The organism is Streptomyces griseus subsp. griseus (assembly GCF_000720255.1).
GTDB lineage: Bacteria > Actinomycetota > Actinomycetes > Streptomycetales > Streptomycetaceae > Streptomyces > Streptomyces griseus_I.
This window is the reverse complement of sequence record NZ_JOJE01000020.1, coordinates 126450-143529: the sequence shown is the minus strand read 5'-3', so window position 1 is coordinate 143529 and position 17080 is coordinate 126450. Positions and strand designations below refer to the sequence as shown.

At 71.8% G+C, this 17080-nt stretch carries 13 protein-coding genes; 10 read left to right on the top strand and 3 right to left on the bottom strand.

What is annotated here, in order from left to right:
- Nucleotides 1-4: 4 nt before the first annotated feature.
- Nucleotides 5-1519, top strand: a complete 1515-nt coding sequence (gene gatB / locus IG99_RS26020) for an Asp-tRNA(Asn)/Glu-tRNA(Gln) amidotransferase subunit GatB (protein ID WP_037677693.1) — start codon at nt 5-7, stop codon at nt 1517-1519.
- Between the two features lie 63 nt (nt 1520-1582).
- Here gatB and IG99_RS26015 read toward each other — a convergent pair whose 3' ends face one another.
- A complete protein-coding gene (locus tag IG99_RS26015; RefSeq protein WP_037677691.1) occupies nt 1583-2407 on the bottom strand; it encodes an SAM-dependent methyltransferase in 825 nt (274 codons plus the stop codon).
- Nucleotides 2408-2593: 186 nt separating this feature from the next.
- Here IG99_RS26015 and IG99_RS26010 point away from each other — a divergent pair, with 186 nt between their 5' ends.
- The 7 genes from IG99_RS26010 to IG99_RS25980 all read left to right on the top strand — a co-directional run bounded on the left by IG99_RS26010 (nt 2594) and on the right by IG99_RS25980 (nt 10272).
- Entirely contained in the window at nt 2594-2911 is a 318-nt protein-coding gene (locus IG99_RS26010; RefSeq protein WP_037677689.1) for a hypothetical protein, read from the top strand.
- Nucleotides 2912-3134: 223 nt separating this feature from the next.
- Entirely contained in the window at nt 3135-5363 is a 2229-nt protein-coding gene (locus IG99_RS26005) for an MMPL family transporter (RefSeq protein WP_037677687.1), read from the top strand.
- Nucleotides 5341-5913 (top strand): GNAT family N-acetyltransferase, encoded by a 573-nt coding sequence (locus IG99_RS26000; protein ID WP_037677685.1) that lies wholly within the window; start codon nt 5341-5343, stop codon nt 5911-5913. The genes IG99_RS26005 and IG99_RS26000 overlap by 23 nt, the downstream gene beginning before the upstream one ends.
- 35 nt (nt 5914-5948) lie before the next feature.
- Nucleotides 5949-6503, top strand: coding sequence for a hypothetical protein (locus IG99_RS25995; protein WP_037677683.1), 555 nt, complete (start codon nt 5949-5951; stop codon nt 6501-6503).
- 210 nt (nt 6504-6713) lie between these two features.
- Nucleotides 6714-6899 carry a hypothetical protein gene (locus tag IG99_RS25990; protein WP_037677680.1) on the top strand — a complete coding sequence of 62 codons (186 nt, stop codon included), beginning with the start codon at nt 6714-6716 and terminating at the stop codon, nt 6897-6899.
- Between the two features lie 74 nt (nt 6900-6973).
- On the top strand, nt 6974-10018 hold the full coding sequence (locus IG99_RS25985) for a helix-turn-helix transcriptional regulator (RefSeq protein ID WP_051865886.1): 3045 nt from the start codon (nt 6974-6976) through the stop codon (nt 10016-10018).
- Between the two features lie 65 nt (nt 10019-10083).
- Nucleotides 10084-10272 (top strand): DUF6191 domain-containing protein, encoded by a 189-nt coding sequence (locus IG99_RS25980; protein WP_394298049.1) that lies wholly within the window; start codon nt 10084-10086, stop codon nt 10270-10272.
- Between the two features lie 9 nt (nt 10273-10281).
- On the opposite strand, the gene IG99_RS25975 is transcribed toward IG99_RS25980, so the two are convergent.
- Together IG99_RS25975 and IG99_RS25970 are read right to left on the bottom strand one after the other, a co-directional pair.
- Nucleotides 10282-11445, bottom strand: a complete 1164-nt coding sequence (locus tag IG99_RS25975) for a PQQ-dependent sugar dehydrogenase (RefSeq protein WP_199815598.1) — start codon at nt 11443-11445, stop codon at nt 10282-10284.
- Nucleotides 11446-11579: 134 nt separating this feature from the next.
- The gene (locus tag IG99_RS25970; protein ID WP_037677676.1) at nt 11580-12575 is read right to left on the bottom strand and encodes an aldo/keto reductase; all 996 of its coding nucleotides are present in this window, start codon (nt 12573-12575) and stop codon (nt 11580-11582) included.
- 76 nt (nt 12576-12651) lie between these two features.
- Here IG99_RS25970 and IG99_RS25965 point away from each other — a divergent pair, with 76 nt between their 5' ends.
- Together IG99_RS25965 and IG99_RS25960 are read left to right on the top strand one after the other, a co-directional pair.
- Nucleotides 12652-13602: a 2-hydroxyacid dehydrogenase gene (locus tag IG99_RS25965; RefSeq protein WP_037677674.1), complete on the top strand. Its 951-nt coding sequence runs from the start codon at nt 12652-12654 to the stop codon at nt 13600-13602.
- Nucleotides 13603-14001: 399 nt separating this feature from the next.
- Entirely contained in the window at nt 14002-17007 is a 3006-nt protein-coding gene (locus IG99_RS25960; RefSeq protein WP_037677673.1) for a putative bifunctional diguanylate cyclase/phosphodiesterase, read from the top strand.
- Nucleotides 17008-17080 lie beyond the last annotated feature (73 nt).

Sequence of the window (17080 nt, the reverse complement as noted above, 5' to 3'; positions counted from 1 at the left end):
CACCGTGACCACCACGACCGACCTGGTGTCGTACGAGGAAGCACTCGCGTCGTACGACCCCGTCATGGGCCTCGAGGTCCATGTCGAACTCGGCACCAAGACCAAGATGTTCTGCGGTTGTTCGACCGCACTCGGTCAGGACGCCAACGCGCAGACCTGCCCCACCTGCCTCGGACTGCCCGGCTCGCTCCCGGTCGTCAACGCGACCGGCGTCGAGTCCGCGATCAAGATCGGTCTCGCGCTGAACTGCGAGATCGCCGAATGGTGCCGCTTCGCCCGGAAGAACTACTTCTATCCGGACATGCCGAAGAACTTCCAGACCTCCCAGTACGACGAGCCGATCGCCTTCAACGGCTACCTCGACGTGCAGCTGGAGGACGGCGAGACCTTCCGCGTGGAGATCGAGCGCGCCCACATGGAGGAGGACACCGGCAAGTCGACCCACGTCGGCGGCGCCACCGGCCGTATCCACGGCGCGTCCCACTCCCTGCTCGACTACAACCGCGCCGGCATCCCGCTCATCGAGATCGTCACCAAGCCGATCGAGGGCGCGGGCGAGCGTGCCCCCGAGGTCGCGCGGGCTTACGTCCGTGAGCTGCGCGAGGTCATCCGGGCGCTCGGCGTCTCCGAGGCCCGTATGGAGATGGGCCAGATGCGCTGCGACGTGAACCTGTCGCTGCGCCCGAACGGCACCGAGAAGTTCGGCACGCGTTCCGAGACGAAGAACGTGAACTCGCTGCGGTCCGTGGAGCGCGCGGCCCGCTTCGAGATCCAGCGGCACGCCGCCGTACTCCAGAGCGGTGGCCTGATCGTCCAGGAGACCCGCCACTTCCACGAGGACACCGGGTCGACGACCTCGGGCCGCGTGAAGGAGGAGGCCGAGGACTACCGGTACTTCCCGGAGCCCGACCTCGTCCCGGTCGCCCCGTCCCGCGAGTGGGTCGAGGAGATCCGCTCCGCGCTGCCGGAGCTGCCGCTGGCCCGCCGCAACCGGCTGCTCGCGGAGTGGGGCATCAGCGCCGTCGACATGCAGTCGATCACCAACGCCGGTGCCCTGGACCTGATCGTGGCCACGATGGACGCCGGCGCCGACGCGGCCTCGGCCCGCAAGTGGTGGATGGGCGAGCTCGCGCGCGCCGCCAACGAGTCGGGCAAGGCGCTGGACGAGCTGGCGATCACCCCGGCGCAGGTCGCCCGGGTCACCGCGCTCGTGTCGAAGGGTGACCTGAACGACAAGCTGGCCCGTCAGGTCATCGAGGGCGTCCTCGCGGGCGAGGGCACTCCGGACGAGGTCGTCGACAAGCGCGGTCTGAAGGTCGTCTCCGACGAGGGCGCGCTGACCGCCGCCGTCGAGGAGGCCATCGCCGGCAACCCGGGCGTCGCGGACAAGATCCGCGGCGGCAAGGTGGCCGCGGCCGGCGCCCTGGTCGGCGCGGTCATGAAGGCCACGCGCGGTCAGGCCGACGCGGCCCGTGTGAAGGAACTGATCCTTCAGAAGCTGGGAGTCAGCGAAGGCTGAGCGTGAACCCCAGGGGGATGCATCGGACTCGATGCATCCCCCTGGGCATTTACACGCAGGGGCTTACAGGCGGCGGCCGACGATCCGGGTGAAGCCCAGGACGTGCTCCACATCGGCGTGCATCAGCTCGACCGACCAGCGGGCCATCTCGGCCATGAACTCGCTCGGGCTCTCCTCGGCGCACACCTCGCTCCACAGCAGCCAGTCGCGCCAGCCGTCGTCGAGCCAGTCGGCCGTCTCGACCTCCACGGCCCCGCTCCGCGTCCACAGCCGCCGCCACCAGGCGGGGGAGTGGAACGCCCAGAAGCCGGGATCCTTCTTCCAGTACTCCTTCAGGTGCGCCGGCGGCTCGTCGCCCTCCGGCTCCTCCCGCAGCGCCGGCATCACGACACCGATCCGCCCGCCGGGCTTCAGCAGCCTGGTCACGGTGGGCAGGTAGAGGTCGTTGGTGCCGAAGTACTGGTACGCGTCGATGCTCACGATCGCGTCGAAGGTGCCCTCGCCGAACGGCAGGTCGTGGGCCTCGGCGAACACGGGCAGGACCCGGTCCGCGACGCCCGCCTCGGCGATGCGCGGGGCGTTCTCGTCGGGCTTCACCCACAGGTCGGCGGCGACGACCTGGACGTCGTACTCCCTGGCGAGGAACACGGACGTCATGGCGCGTCCGCAGCCGAGGTCGAGGACACGGGCGCCGGGGCGCAGTTCCTCCAGGCCGAGGGCGGGGGCCAGCCACTCCAGCAGCCACAGCGCGTTCGGGCCCATCTGGTTCTCGATGGTCCAGCGGGCGTCGTAGCGGTTGCTGCGCGGATGGCCGGGGTGGGTCAGACGCCTGGTGAGGTCGTCATCGTTCGAGGTCGTCGATGTGATGTCGGTCGTGGTGTCGGACATCGGTGAACGGGCTCCTTGAGTCCTTCGTAGGGGAAAGAGATGCGTAGGAGCTCGGTCGGACCTTCAAACAATGCACCTGCTTCGGTCGGCGGCGATCAGCCGGAGACGACGGACGGCGGGACCGTAGCAGTGCGCCGGGACGCCCCGCACCCGGTTTTCCGGCCGGAGGCGCTACGCTCGCCCGCCATGAGTGGAAGCGGTGATTCCGAGACACCCGACGGGGCGGCCGCTGAGGATCCGGACCTCGACGACCGGGCGGAGGACGCGCGGCGTGCCCGCTGGACGGCAGTCGGTACCGGGGTGCTGCTGGCCCTCGCCGGACTGGCGGCGGCGGCCCTGCGCCTGACGGGTTCCGCCCCGACGCTCGTCCCGGTGGCCTACGCCGTCGGCGCCGCCGTGTGCGCGTTCGCGTCCGTCCTCGGGTCCCGGGGCCGCACCCGGCGGGCCCTGTGGCTGCTGATCCTCGGGGTGATGGTGATGGCCCTGGGGGACCAGTTCGACTGAGACGGGCGGTCGACAGGGCCGAGGCGACAGAGTCGACAGAGGGAACGTTACTGTCCTGTGATCTGCCTCCCACTCCTGTGAATAACCCCACGAATGGCGCAAACGATCACTTCTGGCTGCAAGAGTGGCTTCGCATTGCTCATGCGTTCTTTGCGGGCTGTTCAGTTCATGAACGACGGTTCCCGGGCAAAGATGCACAATTTGAACTCCGGGAGCACGATCCGTGGCAGCCCTCGCACGCTGGTGTGTCGAACGACGCCTCGTCGCCGTTCTGCTGTGGCTCCTCGCCTTCGGCGGGGTCGCGGCGGCCGCCACCGTCACGGGCTCCGCGTACTCCAACGACTACGACGTCCCCGGCACCGAGTCGGGCCGTGCCACCCAGCTGCTGCAGGACGGCTTCCCGGGGCTCGGCGGCGACAGCGACACCGTCGTCTGGCACACCACGTCCGGCACCGTCCGCGCCGCCGACGTCGAACAGACGATGACCAAAACCCTCGAGAAGATCGCCGACCTGCCCGGTGTGGCCGCGGTGACCAGCCCGTACGGCGGCCAGGGCACCCGGCAGATCAGCCAGGACGGACACACCGCGTACGCCACGGTGACCTTCGAGGACCCCGCGCAGGACATCGACCGGTCCGAGGCACAGGCCGTGGTCACCACCGCCCGGGCCGCCGGGACGGATGGGCTCCAGGTCGAGCTGGGCGGCACGGCGGTCGGACTCACCGAATCCTCCGGCGGACACCTCGCCGAGGTCGTCGGCGTGATCGTCGCCGCGGCCGTGCTGTTCCTCGCCTTCGGCTCGCTCGCCGCCTCACTGCTGCCCATCGCGACCGCGCTGGTGAGCGTCGGCACCGCGTACGCCGGGATCGTGCTGCTCGGCCACGCCATCACCGTCGCCGACTTCGCCCCCATGCTCGGCATGCTCATCGGGCTCGGCGTGGGCATCGACTACGCCCTGTTCATCGTCACCCGGCACAGACGCGGACTGAAGCGGGGCCTGCCGGTCGCCGAAGCGGTCACCGACGCCGTCGCCACCACCGGGCGGGCGGTCGTCTTCGCGGGTGCGACGGTGTGCATCGCCCTCCTGGGCATGCTGATCCTGCGCCTGAACTTCCTCAACGGCGTCGCGATAGCCGCATCCCTGACCGTCGTCCTGACCGTCGCGGCCTCCGTGACCATGCTGCCCGCCCTGCTGTCCTTCATCGGCATGCGCGCCCTCAGCCGCCGCGAACGGCGCCGGCTGGAGGAGCACGGGCCCGAGCCGGAGCTGCCGACCGGCTTCGCCGCCCGCTGGTCGGCGTTCGTCGAGCGCCACCCCAAGGTGCTCGGAACGGTGGCCGTCGTCGTCATCGCCGTCCTCGCCCTGCCCACGTTCTCCTTGCGCCTGGGCACCTCCGACCAGGGCAACAACCCGCGGTCCTCGACCACGCGCCAGGCCTACGACCTTCTGGGTGACGGCTTCGGCCCCGGAGTCAACGGGCCCCTCACCCTCGTCACCCACGTCGACGGCGCCGAGGACAAGCTCGCCCTCGACAACCTCGACGCCACCATCCGCACCACCGAGGGCGTCGCCTCGGTGACCCCGGTGACGTACGACACCGGCGGCGACACCGCGTTCTTCACGATCGTCCCGGAGTCCGCGCCGCAGTCCCAGAAGACCAGCGACCTCGTGGACCGGCTGCGCACCGAGGTGCTGCCCCGCGCCGAGACGGGCACCTCGCTCGATGTGCACGTCGGCGGGGTGACGGCCTCCTACGACGACTTCGCCGACGTCATCGTCGGCAAGCTGCCGCTGTTCGTCGGGGTCGTCATCGGGCTGGGCTGTCTCCTGCTCCTGCTGGCCTTCCGCTCCCTCGGCATCCCGCTGAAGGCCGGCGTGATGAACATCGCCGCCGTCGCCGCCGCCTTCGGCATCGTGGTCGCCATCTTCCAGTGGGGCTGGGGCAGCGAACTGCTCGGACTCGGCCACGCGGGCCCCATCGAACCCTTCCTCCCCGTGATCATGGTGTCCGTTCTCTTCGGCCTCTCCATGGACTACCAGGTCTTCCTGGTCAGCCGGATGTACGAGGAGTGGCTGGAGACGCGGGACAACCGGCGCGCCGTACGCGTCGGTCTCGCCGAGACCAGTCGCGTGATCAACTCCGCCGCGGTCATCATGATCTCGGTGTTCCTCGCCTTCGTCCTCAGCGGCGACCGCGTGATCGCCATGTTCGGCATCGCGCTCGCCTCCGCCGTCGCCCTGGACGCCTTCGTCCTGCGCACCCTCCTCGTCCCCGCTCTCATGCACATGCTCGGCGGCGCCAACTGGTGGCTGCCCGGCTGGCTAGACCGCCGTATGCCGCGCATCAGCATCGAACCGCCCGAGAGCCGTGCCGCCCATGAGAGGCTCACGGACGTCGTGGAGGTCATGGAGAAGGAGCGGCAACAGGATGTACGCGATATCCCTGGGTGACGGAGCCGAGCTGCGTCCCCTGGAGCCCTGGCACGCCGAGGAGTTCCTCGGCAACCTGGACCGGGGACGCGAGTTCATCACCCGGCACATCCCGTTCGGCGTGAACGCCACCGACGTCGACTCGGCGCGGGCCATCCTGCAGAGCTACGCCGACAAGCGCGCCGCCGACAGCGGCTCCCTGCACGGACTGTGGCTGGAGGGCAAGCTGGTGGGCGGGCTGCTCTTCCGCGTCTTCGACGCGAACACCGGCACCTGCGAGATCGGCTGCTGGCTGGAGCCCGCCGGAACCGGCCGGGGCCTCGTCACCCGCGGCGCGCGCGTGCTCATCGACTGGGCGTTTGACGAACGTGCCATGCACCGTGTGGAGTGGCACGCATCGTCCGCGAACACGGCCAGCATCAGCGTGGCGCGACGGCTCGGCATGAGCCGCGACGGGGTGCTCCGCGAGGACTACCCGTACCGAGGCGTACGGCAGAACACCGAGATCTGGTCGGTGCTCGCCCCCGAGTGGCGCGAGGCACGCGCGCGTGCCGCACACAACGATCATTAAGAGACCTCTCAGAGAGCGTCCGTACGGTGCGAGGCATGGAAACCAAGACTGTTGACGAGGCCGGCGCGGCCCACGTGAAGCACGACGACGAGACGGCGGCCCCCGCCGAGGACGAGGCCACCGAAGCGACTGACACCCCGGACGCGGTGGCACACACCGAGGCGGACGAGATCGAGGCCACGCAGGACGAGGGTCCCTCCGGGGTCGGCCAGGGCGCCGGTGCCGTCGTCTCCGCCGGACTCGGCATCGTGTCCCTGACCGGCAGCTGGGTCGGCACGGTGGCCTCCGCACGGGAGTCCCTCATCGGCCAGCTGCAGAACTCGCAGTCCTCCAGCGTGGCCAAGATGATCAAGGAGGGCTACGGCGACGCCTGGCAGGCCACCGCGCTGTGGGCCGGCGTCTTCGCCCTCATCGCGCTGATCGTCGGCGTCGTCGTGCTCGTCCGGCCCGCGTTCGGCGCCCCGGGCCGGCCGCAGGCCCCGTGGATCAAGTCGGTCGCCTGGGCGGGCGTCTCGCTCGGCGTCCTCGGCCTGTTCCTCGCCGTCCTCAAGTACACCGACATCCTGCTCGGCCTGCCCTCGGCCGGTTGAGCACCGGCCCGCGTCAGCGCAGGCCACGAGGGGTCTTAGGGCCGCCGTAAGTACCTTACGGCAGCCCTAAGACCCCTCACGTGCGTCTAAGGCCCCCGTCCCCGGCCGAAGATGCGGAACTCTCCCGATGTGGCGTACCCCCCTGGCAGACGAAGGTGGACCCATCGCACCGAGCGACGCACCACACCGATCTCCACCGAGGGACACACCATGTACGAGTACGAACTCCAGCAGCTCCGGTCCGCCGAACTCATCCGGCGGGCCGAGCACCAGCGGCGGGTCCGCGAGGCCGTCCGCGTCCGCCGCGCCGCCCGCCGCGAAGCGGCCGCACGCACCGCCGAGCCCGACTCCCATACCGACCGCCCACGGCGGCCCTGGTACGCCCGCGTCGCATGAGACCGGTGACGGCCGGCCCCGGCCGCGCCCCCGCACTGCCGGAAACCGGCCCCAGGGCGTCCCCGCACCATGGGATGCTCGGGGCCGTGGAAACCAGGTGCGTCAGTCCCGTTTTCGTCGGCCGGGCCGACGAGTTGAGCGCGCTGCACGAGGCGCTCGACCGCGCCGCCGGGGGCGAGCCGCAGGCATGGATCATCGGCGGTGAGGCGGGGGTCGGCAAGACCCGGCTCATCGAGGAATTCGCCGCATCAGCCGCCCGCCGCGGCGCCGTCGTCGCGGTCGGCGGATGCGTCGAGATCGGCGCCGACGGACTGCCCTTCGCCCCGTTCTCCACCGCCCTGCGCGCCCTGCGCCGGGAACTGCCGGACGACCTGGCCGCCGCGGCGGCGGGCCAGGAGGAGGAACTCGCCCGGCTGCTGCCCGAACTCGGCGAAGCCTCCCCGGGCCGGCACGACGAGGAGGGCATGGCCCGCCTCTTCGAACTCACCGCCCGCCTCCTCGAACGCGTGGCCTCCGACCGCACGGTCGTCGTCGCCCTGGAGGACCTGCACTGGGCCGACACCTCCACCCGCCACCTCCTCGCCTACCTCCTGCGCACCCTGCGCACCGGCCGCCTCGTCGTCCTCGCCACCTACCGCGCCGACGACATCCACCGCCGCCACCCGCTGCGCCCCCTGCTCGCCGAACTCGACCGGATGCGCACCGTCCAGCGCGTCGAACTCGCCCGCCTCACCCGCCCGGAGGTCGCCCGCCAGATCGCCGGCATCCTCGGCACCGAACCCGAACCCGCCCGCGTCGACGAGATCTTCGCCCGCTCCGACGGCAACGCCTTCTTCGTCGAGGAACTCGCCGCCGCCGGCTGCGACGGCCACCGCACCGGCCTCACCGAATCCCTGCGCGACCTGCTCCTCGTACGCGTCGAGCGCCTGCCAGAGAGCGCCCAGCGGATCGCCCGGATCGTCGCCGAGGGCGGCTCCACCGTGGAGTACCGGCTGCTCGCCGCCGTCGCCCGGCTCGGCGAGGACGACCTCATCGACGCCTTGCGTGCCGCCGTGAACGCCAACCTCCTGCTCGCCTCGCCCGCCGGCGACGGCTACCGCTTCCGCCACTCCCTGGTCCGCGAGGCCGTCAGCGACGACCTGCTGCCCGGCGAACGCACCCGCCTCAACCGCCGCTACGCCGAGGCCCTGGAGGCCGACCCGACGCTCGTCCCCGCCGACGAACGTGTCACCCGCCTGGCCAGCTACTGGTACCACGCCCACGACCCGGCCAAGGCCCTCCCCGCCGTCCTCGACGCCTCCGTCACCGCCCGCCGCCGGCATGCCTACGCCGAACAACTGCGGCTCCTGGAACGCGCGATGGAGCTGTGGGACACCACCCCCGAGGCCGTACGGGCCACCCTGCGCCCCGCCGACCACGCCGAGCTCTACCCTCCGTGCGGCTGCGACCCGGCCACCACCCCGCTGCGGTACCTGGACCTGATGGCCGAGGCCGCCGTGGCGGGACGCCTGTGCGGCGAGCGGGGACGCGCCCTGAAGATCACCAAGCGGGCGCTGCACCTCCTGGAGGACGACCCCGACCCCCTGCGCACCGCCTGGTTCCTGGTGCAGCGCTCGCGGCTGGTACGGGCCCTGTCCTGCGGCGACGGCCGGGAGGAACTGGCCGCCGCGGAGGAACTGGTGCGCGGTCTGCCGCCCAGCGAGGTGCACGCCGAGGTGCTCGTACAGGTCGCCTGCTGGTCCATGGTCCACGCCCCCGGCCCCGACGCCTACTCGGCCGCCGAGCGGGCGGTCGAGTACGCCCGGATGGTCGGCGCCCGTGAGACCGAGCTCGACGCCCGCCAGGTCCTCGGTGTCCTCATGGTCGACGCCGGCCACATCGAGGACGGCCTCGCGGAGCTGCACGAGATCAAGGAACGGGCGCTCGCCGAGAACATCCCCCATGTCGCGCTGAACGCCTATGTGAACCTGCCGGCCGAGCTGGAAGCGCTCGGCCGCTCCCGGGAGGCCGTACCGATCCTGGAGGAGGGCGTCGCCTTCGCCCAGCGGCACGGACTGCCCGACACCGAGGCCTGGGTATGGGGCAACCTCGCCGAATCCCTTCTCTCCCTGGGCCGCTGGGACGAGGCGGACCGCGCGGGAGCCACCGCCCGGCAGGTCGGCCGGTCCGCCAGGACCCAGGGCTTCCACGCCACCCACCGCGCCGAACTCGCCCTCGCCCACGGTGACCTGGGCGGGACCGCACAGCACCTGGCCGCCGCCCGCGACCACTTCGGCGACCACGAGGACGCGCCCCAGCACCGACTGCCCCTCACCCGCCTCGCCATCGGCCTCGCCGCGCAAGAGGGCCGGCTCCCCGACGCCCGCGCCCACCTCGAACGAGCCCTGCACGCCGGCCTCCCGCCGGGAACCCACCGCTACGGCTGGCCCCTGCTGCTGGCCGCCGCCACCGCCGAGGCCGAGGCCCGCACCCCCGGCGCGCACCAGGGGCGCCCCGAGACCCTGTCGCTCCTCTTCGAGACGGCCAGGAAACTCACCACGCACGCCCCGGTCTGGCTCGCCCACGAGAAGTGGGTCCGTGCCGAACTGCTGCGCGCCGAGGACCGGGACACCGCCGACACCTGGACCGACGTGGTCACCGCCTTCGAGTCGCTGGAACGCCCCTACGACCTCGCCCGCGTCCGGCGCCGGCTGGCCGAGGCCCTCCTGTGCACCGGCGGCGAGGACGAGCGCGCCCGCGCCACGGAACTGCTCCGCCTCGCCCACGCCGTCGCCGACCACCTCCGCGCCCGACCGCTGGCCGACGCGGTCACCGCGCTCGCCCAGCGCGCCCGTCTGTCCCTGACACACGCCGTCGCGCCGTCGGCGGGCCCCGTCCAGGCCCTCGGTCTGACCAGCCGGGAGCGCGACGTCCTGCGCCTGGTCTCCACCGGCCGCACCAACCGCCAGATCGCCGGGGAACTCTTCATCTCCCCCAAGACAGCCAGCGTCCACGTCTCCAACATCCTGGCCAAGCTCGACGTCTCGACCCGAGGAGAGGCGGCGGCGGTGGCACACCGGCTGGGACTGTTCCCGCCCGACGCTCACCCGGCTTCCCTGACGGGGCGAGGCGTACGCTGAGGGAGACCGTCAGGGGAGGCGGACCGTCAGGGGAGCGGACCGCCAGGGGAGGCACCGTGTTCAACATGTTCGAGGAACTGTTCGCACCCGGTCGCAAGCACACCCGCGACGAGCAGAACCGTCTGGAGCTCACCCGGGTGGACGTCGGGGACGCCGATCCGGGGCGCGGGCCGATAGACCTCGCGTCCGGAAAGGTCGTCGTACGCCTCGCTCAGCCCCAGGCCGGGCCGGACCACGGCCCGGGAGAGGACTGAGCAGGCCGCTCAGCTCACCCGCAGCTCCAGGACGCGGTCGTCCCCGCCCTGCGGAGAGCCGCGGCCGTCGGTCTCGCTGGTGACCAGCCAGAGCTTGTCGCCGCCCGCCGACACGACCGTACGCAGACGGCCGTAGTCACCCGCGAGGAACTCCTGCGGGGCCGCCGAGGCCTCGGTGCCCTTCAGGGGGATGCGCCACAGGCGCTGGCCGCGCAGACCGGCCATCCATATGGAGCCCTCCGCGTACGCGATGCCGCTGGGGGAGGCCTCCTCGGTGTGCCACTGGGCGATCGGGTTCACGAACCCGGAGTCGTCGGACCTGCCCTCCGCCCGGGGCCAGCCGTAGTCGCCGCCCGGCTTGATCGCGTTCAGCTCGTCCCAGGTGTTCTGGCCGAATTCCGAGGCGAACAGTCGCTGATGGTCGTCCCAGGCCAGGCCCTGGACATTGCGGTGGCCGTAGGAGAACACCGGGGAGTCCGGGAACGGGTTGCCGGGGGCCGGTTCGCCCTCCGGTGTCAGGCGCAGGATCTTGCCGCCCAGGGAGCCGCGGTCCTGCGACAGACCGCGGTCACCGCTCTCGCCCGTGCCCGCGTACAGCATCCGGTCGGGACCGAAGGCGATCCGGCCGCCGTTGTGGATCATGCCCTTGGGGATGCCCTTGAAGACCGTGTCGGGGGCGCCCAGCTGCTCACCGGCGGGCTTCTTCGCGTCGTACAGCATGCGGACGATGCGGTTGTCCGAGGCCGAGGTGAAGTACGCGTAGACCATGTGGTCCGAGGCGTAGTCGGGGGAGAGCGCGATGCCCAGCAGGCCGCCCTCGCCGGCCGCCGACACCCCGGGTACCTCGCCGAGCTCCGTCTTCTTCCCGGTCCGCTCGTCGACACGGGTGATCGTGCCCTCGTCACGGGAGGAGACGAGCAGGCCGCCCTCGGGGAGCGGGGCGAGGCCCCAGGGCGAGTCCAGGCCCTCGGTGACCGTGCGGACCACCTTCACCGTGCCCTTCGCGGGCGGGGCCTGTTCGGCGGCCTGCGACGGCGACCGTGTGCCCGTACCACCCGGTTTCGTGGTGCCCGCGGTGCCCGGCGGGCCCCCGTCGCCGGAAGAGCAACCGGCCGTCACCAGGAGCGCGGCGGCGGCCAACACCGCCGACACCGCTCGCCGTTGCACCATCATCGTCCCCCTTCGACACGGCCGTTCTTCCTGTCATACGCGCCTCGCGCGTCCCGGGTTCCCGATCACGCCCACCCCAAGCAGAACGGGTGACGCCGGCACCCGTCACCCCCGCTTCCGCAGGGACCTCGCACCCCTCAGTCCCACGACCCCAGCGCCCGGGGCAGCTCCGCCACCTCCGCCAGGTCCCGTTCGGTGAGCCGCAGGGCCGTCGCGGCCGCGTTCTCCGTCACCCAGCGCTCCTGTTTCGTCCCCGGTACCGGCACCACGTCGCGGCCCTGCGCCAGCACCCACGCGAGCGCCACCTGGGCGGGGGTGACGCCCTCCCCGTGGCGCCGGGCGACGCGCCGCAGGCCGACGACGATCGGCTGGTTGGCGGCCATCATCTCGGCGGTGAAGCGGGGGTGGCGGGCACGCATGTCGTCGGGTTCGAAGCCCTCGCCGGGCCTCAGCGTGCCGGTCAGGAAGCCGTTGCCGAGCGGCATAGCCGCCAGGAAGCCGATCCCCCGGGAAGCGCACCACGGCAGCAGCGTGTCCAGCGCCTCCGGCGACCACACCGACAACTCCGCCTCCACCGCGCTCACCGGGAACACCTGCTGCACCCGCTTCAGCTGCCGGATCGTCGCGTCGTGCAGCCCCCCGGACCGCCTCCTACCCCGCGCGCCCACCGCGCACAGCCCCAACGCCCGCACCTTCCCGGCCCGCACCAGGTCCGCCATCGCGCCCCAGGTCTCCTCCACCGGGACCTCGGGATCGGCACGGTGCAGCTGGTAGAGGTCGATCACGTCGGTCTGGAGCCGCCGCAGCGACGCGTCGCAGGCCCGTCGCACATATCCGGGACGGCCATTGGCCACGATGTGCTGCTCACCCACCAGAAGCCCGACCTTCGTCGAAACGAAGGCGTCCTGCCGCCGCTCCTTCAACGCCCGCCCCACCAGCAGCTCGTTGGTGAACGGGCCGTACATGTCGGCCGTGTCGAGCAGCGTCGAGCCCAGATCGAGCGCCCGGTGCACGGCCCGCAGCGATTCCTCCCCCCGCTGCCGCGACCCGCTGTACGCCCAGCTCATCGGCATGCACCCGAGTCCGACGGCCCCCACCGCGAGCGCCGCCGCGCCGATCGTCCTGCGCTCCACCTGGTCGTGACCCTCCCTTTCCTGGCCCCCCAACCTAACCTCTGCGCTCGCGCGTACCTGACATAGCCTCCTGAGCATGACTGCTGACGTGTGGCTGCCCATCCCGCCGGACCAGATCGAGGGACTCCCCGAGGGACCCGCCTACCGCTTCTGGGACGGCGAGCCGGAGTTCCCCGCCGACCCGGCCGACTGCGTCTTCTACGTCGTCCCGTACATGAAGCCGCCCGAGCTCGGACAGCGCCCGCTGGCCGGGATGAGCTCCCTCCAGGTGGTCCAGACGCTCTCCGCCGGCATCGACCACGTCGAGCCCGCCCTGAGGTACCTGTCTCCCGGCGTGCGGCTGTGCAACGCGCGCGGAGTGCACGAGGCGAGCACGGCCGAGCTCACGCTCACCCTCGTCCTGGCTTCGCTGCGCGGTGTCCCCGGCTTCGTGCGCGCGCAGGACAGGGGGGAGTGGCTCGGCGGATTCCGGCCGGCCCTCGCCGACAAGAACGTGCTGATCGTGGGGTACGGATCGATCGGAGCGGCGATCGAGGACCGGCTCGTTCCGTTCGAGGTCGCGCGGGTGGCGCGCGTCGCGCGCTCCGAGCGCACCACGGCGCGCGGTCCGGTGCATCCGCTCACCGACCTGCCCGCCCTGCTCCCCGAGGCGGACGTGGTGATCCTCTCGACGCCCCTGACGGAGAGCACCCGGCACCTGGTCAACGCCGACTTCCTCGGCCGGATGAAGGACGGGGCGCTCCTGGTGAACGTGGCCCGCGGCCCCGTCGTCGACACCAAGGCCCTGCTCGCCGAACTGGACAGCGGCCGCATCACCGCCGCGCTCGACGTCACCGATCCCGAGCCGCTGCCCCGCGAACACCCCCTGTGGCGTGCGCCGGGCGTGCTGATCAGCCCGCACGTGGGCGGCCCCACGTCCGCGTTCCTGCCCCGCGCCAAGCGGCTGCTGGTGGATCAGTTGACCCGTTTCGTGAACCGGGAGCCGCTCGGCAACGTGATCCTCACGACGGGCCCGACCGGCGCCTAGCCCGGTTCGAGTACCCTCCGCAATCCCGCGAAAGCGGTCCGTACTCGCATCGCCGCTGATCGTCACGGAGCGTAGAGGAACTATGTCCCTGAGTGACGATACTGGTGTATCGTCCCGACAGGGGCTGCGCCGCGTACCTTCGGCGCCGGGGACGGACATTTCAGACTTGTGAGGGGGGCGACGGGCGATGCACGGCCCATGGGCGAACGATCCGACGCGGCGGGACCGCCGACGGCGACCCTGCGACCCGACCGCGCGCAGGCGCGGCCGCCAAGGCAGCGACAGCGACAGCGGCCACCACAGTCACTACCACCCCGATCGCACCCATCGCCGCAGGTCCGCCCCGCCGGCGCAACGCGGCACGCCGGGCGCGGGGGCGACACGGACCGGGAGGGACCGGTGAGTTCGCCCCCGTCTCCCACGACCACGCTCGACGGAGCGCCGCGGGCACAGCCGCCGGCGAAGGAGCCGCTCACTCGCCCGTCGACCCCCGGCGGCCGCGCGAGCCTGGTCCGCCAACTCGTGCTGGCCCTGATGTGCGCGGGATACGCCTTCGGTTCCGCCCTCGGCTGGGGCTCCGACGAAGTCGCGCTGATCATGGGCGACTTCGGGCTGAGCGCCGCGGCGGGCACCGCCGCGGTGTCCTGCTTCTTCTACGCGCGCACCCGCCGCGTCCGCTTCCGACCCGCTTGGCTGCTGTTCTCGCTCTCTTCGGCGATGGCCTGCCTGGGCAACCTGGTCTGGGGGTGGTACGAGGTCGTCCTCGGCCGTCCCGTGCCCAGCCCCAGCTACGCCGACGGGTTCTTCCTGTGCTTCGCACCGCCCGCCATCGTGGGCCTGCTCGTGCTCGCCAAGCGGCCCGTGACCAAGGCCGGCTGGGTCTGCCTGAGCCTGGACGCATGGCTGATCGGCGGCTCGCTGCTCACGCTGTCGTGGAGCCTGGCGCTCGCCCAGGCGGCCAAGTCCGAAGGCTCCAGCGTCTCCCACGCCGCGCTGTCACTGGCCTACCCGCTGCTCGACATCGCCCTGGTCAGCATGGTGCTCGCGCTGCACTTCCGGCGCTCGGCGGTCAACCGCTCCGCGGTCAACACCGCGATCGGCGCCCTCGCCCTGACCGTGATGTGCGACGCCCTGTTCACCTCACCGCTGCTGCACCACAGCTACCGCTCGGGCCAGCTGCTCGACGCGGGCTGGTTCGCGGGCTCCCTGCTGCTGGCGTACGCCCCCTGGGTCGTGCCCCGGCACGGTCAGCAGCACACCGTCCGGCACCACCCCGAGCGGCACGTCCCGGACGGGCACACGCGCGTGGTGCACGAGCACCTTCCCGGCCGGCGCACCGGCGGCCACCACCACCACGTACCCGCGCAGGGAGGTGACCACAGCCGGTATCCCGCCACCCGGCCCATCACCGGTTCCCTGGCCGCCCTCACGCCCTACCTCGCCGCCGCGGTCTGCACCCTGGGCATCCTGTACAACGTCCTCAACGGCCGCAGCGTCGACCGCGTGGTCCTGCTCACCGGAGGCACCGTCGTCCTCGCCCTCGTCATGCGCCAGGGCATCATGCTGCTCGACAACATCACCCTCACCCAGGAACTGGCGCAGAAGGAGAACCACTTCCGCTCCCTGGTCCAGGGTTCCAGCGACGTCATCATGATCGCCGCACCCAACGGCATCCTCCGGTACGTCTCCCCGGCCGCCGCCGGGGTCTACGGCCGGCCCGCCGAGGAACTCGTCGGCACCGAACTGGCCAACCTCATCCACCCGGAGGACCTGGGCTGCGTGGTGCACGAGGTGCGCCGCTTCCTCGCCGCCAATCCGCTCGAGGAACCCACCACCCGCATCGAGTGCCGCTTCCGGTCCGGCGGTGGGGGAGGCTGGCTGAACGTCGAGTCCACCGTCAACCGCCACCACGGCGGCCTCATCTTCAACAGCCGGGACGTGACCGAGCGCGTGCGCCTGCAGGCACAGCTGCAGCACAACGCCGAACACGACCCGCTCACCGACCTGCCCAACCGCGCCCTGTTCACCAAGCGCGTCCAGCAGGCCGTCTCGGGCCGCCGCGCCACCGACCGCGGAGCCATCCTGCGCGGCACGGCCGTCCTCTTCATCGACCTCGACGGCTTCAAGGCCGTCAACGACACGATCGGCCACCAGGCCGGCGACGAACTGCTCGTGCACGCCGCCCGCCGGCTCCATGAATCGGTCCGGCACGGCGACACGGCGTCCCGCCTCGGCGGCGACGAGTTCGCGGCACTGATCATCGGCGACGGCACCCGCGACCGCACCGCACGGGAGCGCCACATCCTGGAGCTCGCCGACCGCCTCAGGCTCACGCTCTCCCAGCCCTACCTCATCGACGGCCAGGACGTCCGCGTCGCCGCCTCCATCGGCGTCGCCTTCGCCGAGCCCGGCCTGGGCGCGGGCGAACTGCTGCGCAACGCCGACCTCGCCATGTACCGCGCCAAGGCGGGAGGCAAGGGCCGGGTCGAGCTGTACAAGCCGCAGATGCAGCAGGACGTCGTACGGAAGGCGGAGCTGGCCACGCGGCTGCGGGCCGCACTGCACGACGGCGAGTTCGCGCTGCTGCACCAACCCGTGGTGTGCCTGGAGGACGGCCGGATCACATCGGTCGCCGCCCAGGCCCGCTGGCGCTCCGCACAGGGGGTCCTCTTCACACCCGCCGAGTTCCTGCGGGTGGCGGAGGACAGCGACAAGACCGCCGAGCTCGGCCGCTGGGTGCTCAAGGAGGCCGTCGAACAGGCCGCCGAACGCGCCGCGAACGGCATCGACGTGCCGGTCGCGGTCCGGATGAGCGCCCGGCGCCTGCTCGACCGCTCCATGCCCCTGGGCACCGTGGAGGCGCTGCTGACCCGGCACGGACTGCCGTCCGGGTCGCTGATGATCGAGCTGTCCGACACCGACCCACGGGTCCCGCTGGACGAGCTGGAGCGCAGGCTCAGCGCCCTCGCACGGGTCGGCGTCCGGATCGCGCTCGACGGGTTCGGCAGCGGCCATGGCGCGATCACGGCCCTGAGGCGACTTCCCGTGGACGTGCTGAGGCTCGACCGCAGTCTCGTCGAGGGGGTCGTCGAGTCCGCGCGGTTGCACAAGATCACCAGTGGGCTGCTGCGCATCGCCAACGACCTCGGGCTGCAGTCCGTGGCCGACGGTGTCGATCTGCCCGAACAGGTCGTCGCCCTGCGCGCGATGGGCTGTACCCACGGGCAGGGCATGGCGTTCTCCGGGCCGTTGGACGAGTATCGGCTGCGCCGGGCACTCGGCTCCGGCCACTATCCGATGCCCAACGGACCGGCGGAACCGGTGTTCGCGGGCGGTGTCCCCGCCGTGCTCGGAGGCGGGAGTGGGTTGCGCCCACATAATGAGACTCCCGTCCCACCCACTTGACAGTCGGTGTGCGCCGGGGAGAGGGTCAGATCCATGCGCACCCGAATTCTCGTACTTGGACAGCGCGTCGGCT